Origin of the sequence: Aeromonas sp. HMWF017, from assembly GCF_003061465.1 — a bacterium.
Classification (GTDB): domain Bacteria; phylum Pseudomonadota; class Gammaproteobacteria; order Enterobacterales; family Aeromonadaceae; genus Aeromonas; species Aeromonas veronii.
Genome location: NZ_QAJD01000136.1, coordinates 13,672 through 18,215, shown reverse-complemented (window position 1 = coordinate 18,215; position 4,544 = coordinate 13,672). Strand labels below are relative to the sequence as shown.

The 4,544-nt window shown below is 53.7% G+C and carries 5 protein-coding genes; 4 read left to right on the top strand and 1 reads right to left on the bottom strand.

The features are described 5' to 3' along the window. The 3 genes from hisA to hisIE all read left to right on the top strand — a co-directional run. A partial coding sequence (gene hisA / locus DBR30_RS13640) for a 1-(5-phosphoribosyl)-5-[(5-phosphoribosylamino)methylideneamino]imidazole-4-carboxamide isomerase (protein WP_108588390.1) occupies positions 1–727 on the top strand: 727 nt, incomplete at its 5' end. Then, the gene (gene hisF / locus DBR30_RS13635) at positions 727–1,500 is read left to right on the top strand and encodes an imidazole glycerol phosphate synthase subunit HisF (RefSeq protein ID WP_108541606.1); all 774 of its coding nucleotides are present in this window, start codon (positions 727–729) and stop codon (positions 1,498–1,500) included. The genes hisA and hisF, both read left to right, overlap by 1 nt. Next, positions 1,493–2,143: a bifunctional phosphoribosyl-AMP cyclohydrolase/phosphoribosyl-ATP diphosphatase HisIE gene (gene hisIE / locus DBR30_RS13630; RefSeq protein ID WP_108588386.1), complete on the top strand. Its 651-nt coding sequence runs from the start codon at positions 1,493–1,495 to the stop codon at positions 2,141–2,143. Before hisF ends, hisIE begins: the two co-directional genes overlap by 8 nt. 33 nt (positions 2,144–2,176) lie before the next feature. Here the strand turns inward: hisIE and DBR30_RS13625 are convergent, their stop codons facing one another. Next, positions 2,177–3,691 (bottom strand): KAP family P-loop NTPase fold protein, encoded by a 1,515-nt coding sequence (locus DBR30_RS13625; RefSeq protein ID WP_108542231.1) that lies wholly within the window; start codon positions 3,689–3,691, stop codon positions 2,177–2,179. 353 nt (positions 3,692–4,044) lie between these two features. Here DBR30_RS13625 and DBR30_RS22200 point away from each other — a divergent pair. Then, positions 4,045–4,544: PAS domain-containing protein (locus DBR30_RS22200; RefSeq protein ID WP_258224432.1), on the top strand; the 500-nt coding region annotated here is incomplete at its 3' end.

Here is a 4,544-nt window from a genome sequence, read left to right as displayed (position 1 = left end):
GGTAGTTCGCCTCTATCAGGGGGACTACGAGCAGAAGACCGAATACAGCAGCAGCCCGCAGGCTCGCTTCGATGAATATGTCTCCCAGGGGGCGGTGCAGCTCCATCTGGTGGATCTGGACGGTGCCAAGGATGCCAAGGCGCGCCAGCTGCCCCTGCTGACCCAACTGCTGTCGGCCACCGAAGCGCCGGTGCAGGTCGGCGGCGGCGTGCGCACGGAGCAGGATGTGGCAGATCTGCTGGCCGCCGGTGCCAGCCGGGTGGTGATCGGCTCCACCGCCGTCAAATCACCGGATCTGGTGGCGAGCTGGATGGAGAAATATGGCCCCGAGCAGATCGTGCTGGCGCTGGACGTCAATATCGATGCCCAAGGCAATCGCCATATCGCGGTGGCAGGCTGGCAGGAGAACAGCGGCGTGACCATCGAAGCGCTGATCGAGCGCTTCCTCCCCGCCGGGCTCAAGCATGTGCTCTGCACCGATATCAGCCGTGACGGCACCCTGGCTGGCACCAACATCGAGCTCTATCGGGATCTCTGCGCCCGCTACCCGAGCGTCGCCTTTCAAGCCTCCGGCGGCATTGGCGGCATCGCGGATATCGAGGCGCTCAAGGGCTCCGGCGTCAAGGGGATCATCCTTGGCCGCGCCCTGCTGGAAGGCAAGTTCTCGGTAGGTGACGCCATCGCTTGCTGGCAAGCTCCCGCTGCCGATACCACAGGAGGCAACTGATGCTGGCAAGACGCATTATCCCCTGCCTCGACGTGAAAGATGGCGTGGTGGTCAAAGGGGTGCAGTTTCGCAACCACGAGGTGATGGGCGGCATTGTCGAGCTGGCGCGCCGCTACGCCGAGGAAGGAGCCGACGAGCTGGTGTTCTATGACATCACCGCCTCCAGCGATGCGCGGGTGGTAGACAAGAGCTGGGTGAGCCGGGTAGCGGAGGTGATCGATATCCCCTTCTGCGTCGCCGGTGGCATCCGATGCGTGGAGGATGCCCGCCAGATCCTCGAATTTGGCGCCGACAAGGTCTCCATCAACTCTCCGGCCCTTGCCGACCCGGCTCTGATCAGCCGACTGGCCGAGCGCTTTGGCGTGCAGTGCGTGGTGGTGGGAATTGACTCCTACTTCGACGCCGAGACGGGCCACTATCAGGTCAAACAGTTTACCGGTGACGAGAGCCGCACCCGCACCACCGCCTGGCACACCCTCGACTGGGTGCAGGAGGTACAGAAACGCGGCGCGGGCGAAATTGTGCTGAACGTGATGAATCAGGACGGCATGCGCCAGGGTTATGATCTCGAGCAGCTCAAACTGGTGCGCAGCGTCTGCAAGGTACCGCTGATTGCCTCCGGCGGCGCCGGTACCATGGCGCACTTTCGCGATGCCTTTACCCTCGCCGATGTGGACGGGGCGCTGGCCGCCTCTGTGTTCCATAAGGGCCTTATCCCCATTCCCGAATTGAAACGCTGGCTGAAAACCGAAGGAGTCGCCATCCGTGAATAACTTCTCTGATAACACACAAACAACCGCCAGCGCGCGCCCCCTTGCCGAACTGCTCGACTGGGAAAAATGTGATGGCATGATCCCCGCCATCGTCCAGCATGCCGCCAGCGGCGAGGTGCTGATGCAGGGCTTTATGACCCGCGAAGCGCTGGAAAAGACCCAGACCACAGGTCAGGTCACCTTCTTTAGCCGCAGCAAGCAGCGGCTCTGGACCAAGGGTGAAAGCTCGGGCAATGTGCTCAACCTCGTGGCCATCAGCACCGACTGCGATCAGGACTCCCTGCTGATCGCCGCCAACCCCGTCGGCCCCACCTGCCACAAAGGGACAACCTCCTGCTTCCATGGTCACCCGCTGCCACCACTCGGGTTTCTGGCAGAACTGGAGCAGGTGCTGGCTTCTCGCAAAGGGGCCGATCCGGCCACCAGCTACACCGCCAGCCTCTACGGCAAAGGGACCAAGCGCATCGCCCAGAAGGTCGGTGAGGAAGGAGTTGAGGTGGCGCTGGCCGCCATGGCCAAGGATCGGGAGGAGCTCATCAACGAATCCGCCGATCTGCTCTACCACCTGACCGTGCTGCTGCAAAACGAGGGGTTGGGATTACAGGATGTCGTACAGCGGCTTTATGAGCGGCATAATAAATAAACTGATAATAAAGCCGGGTTATCCCGGCTTTATTTATTCAAGATGCACAGCCAACTCAACTAAATTTTTATACGTTGTTAAACGTCGCTCCAATAGAGACAACTCTTTTTCTGCCAAAAGTGCATTTTCATCTTCAGTTAAATCCCTCATACGCTTAGAACACTCTCTCGCCAATGAATTAAAGCTATATGAATATCTACCATCAGAACTCGGATTAACCATGTTGTCGTAAGACATAATCAAAACAGCCCTTAAAGATATACGATACTCAAAATCTCTAAATGGATTAAAAAACCTTTCATCATTAGAGGCATCGACATAATTACCTACAGCACTCCCAGCCTTTATAAAACACTGAAAGTATTGCTCTCCATACTCATTTGTAAGTGCATTAAACCCTTTCAGCTTAGGATGATTATCTGTCGTAGGCATTTTGCCATCCGCTACAGCCCGATAATCTTCATTATTTTTCTCGCATAGAGAGAACAGATAGACAAGAAAAATCAGATTTAATGTGCAGCCTTCGTAATTAATGATGGAAGCGATCGTTCTATCCAGCACTTGCTCTGTTTTCCTTAAGCTCAAAGAAAAATAATCACAGACTACTGTCAATATATTTACCAGTGCTTGGCTGTCAGTTATCTCTGGCCATACATTAACATGTTCAAGCTGCAATTTTTTATCTGATATTGCCTGCTGAATGAACTCCCGCCGAGAGATACTGCCTAACGTAAATCGCCTATGGAAAAATCGACCAAGATAGCTTTCTGCATCAAATCCTTCGCCATATATTACCTTTATGGCATGCTGCAACTGCTCGGTATCCGTTGCCAAGACAAAGACCACGCCGGGTATATCGAAAATATGTTTGATGGTTTCCAGCATCTCTACTGCATAAGAGGGACGACAACGATCCAGCTCATCAATAAAAATAAAAGCTGGGTAATTCAATTCACCTTCACTTAAACCAACAGCCCCTTCCACCCATTGCCTAATTTCTTGTTTAAGATACTGGATAGATTCATAACGCTCTTTGTGATTGCTACAAAGCGTATCAACCAGCTTATCTGCGTCTTCGCCTTCCACAGAAAAGTCACTATCTTCAAGCCCAGCTTTTTTAATGGCAGACTTGAGTACCAATTTCCCGCCCACCTTGAGCAACCCCAATAACTTGGACTTGATGCCATCAGGTATGGCAACCGTCTTTCCTGTAGCGTCTCTCAATTGCTCAATAATCGACGAAATCACCGTCAATAAGGGGTCATCGGAAAAGTCCTGCAGCCAGGCATCGATATAGACGGTGGGATAGTGCGCTTTCAACTCCATATACCAGCGCTTGATAAACCAGGTTTTCCCTGCCCCCCATTCGGCATTGAGGTTAAGCACATAGTTGCGCTGCTTGCCTTCGGCGGCGAGGTAGTTGGTCAGAAATTCGGCATAGCGGGCGCGATCCAGCCGATCGGCACTCAAACTCTCTTCGCTACCCGCAATAGCCCCCGGCCCGTCCCACTTGATTGCTGCATCCCATTCAAACGGTGCCACTGCCATCTCGAACCTCCCCATGTTGTGTTGCAGGGATGATATCAAGGGCATCGTGAAAATAGTTTGATTAAAGACCTGTTTGTTGCCCTTTCTGCCGCTCAGGTTGGCGTATTTGACTGCCGGTTAATTTCTCTGCTGCTGGCCCACGAAGCCGGGCCGATATGGGTGGGACAGTTATCTGAACAGCCACGGACTCAGTTGATTTCCTTTGACCACACCAACGATGACAATCGTGTGACATGGCGCAGAACCTGCGGAAATAAACGCGAAATATGGCCTGTTCAGTGCTTAATTTAAACAGTTGGTACATATCTTCGCGCGGTATACAACGACTCCATTGACCAAGGATGGTTAACCCCATGAAGGATGAACCCTTCTCCATTCGATTGCAGCATGAGCTGGATCACCTCAAAGCCATCTTTAACGAGACTGACGCCTACCTTTTTACCAAAGATTTGGCGGGCCGTTACACCTATGCCAATCAGGCGGTGCTGGATCTCTTTGGCTGTACCCTCGCCGAGTTGCAGGGGCAGGATGATCGTGCCTTTTTTGATCTCGAGTTCTCTGATGCCGTTAAGCGCAATGATCAACTGGTGCTGGAGCAGCAGCTCGCCCTCGCGCAGGAGGAGATCAACTACCTCAAAACCACCGGAGAAAAGCGCTTCTACTGGACAGTCAAAAAGCCCATGTATGACCGGGATGGCAACCTGATCGGCCTGTGCGGCATCTCAACCGATATCACCGAACACAAGCTGATCGAGGCCCGTCTGGCGGAGCAGCACCAGTTGCTGGAGATCATCCTCGCCAATGTCGATGCCCATATCTATATGAAAGACAGCCAGCACCGCTTTCTTTACGT

What these genes read in the sequence shown, in the direction of transcription:
- hisF (WP_108541606.1), top strand. Translation starts at nt 727, where the DNA reads ATGCTGGCAAGACGCATTATCCCCTGCCTCGACGTGAAAGATGGCGTG.
- DBR30_RS13625 (WP_108542231.1), bottom strand. Translation starts at nt 3,691, where the DNA reads ATGGCAGTGGCACCGTTTGAATGGGATGCAGCAATCAAGTGGGACGGG.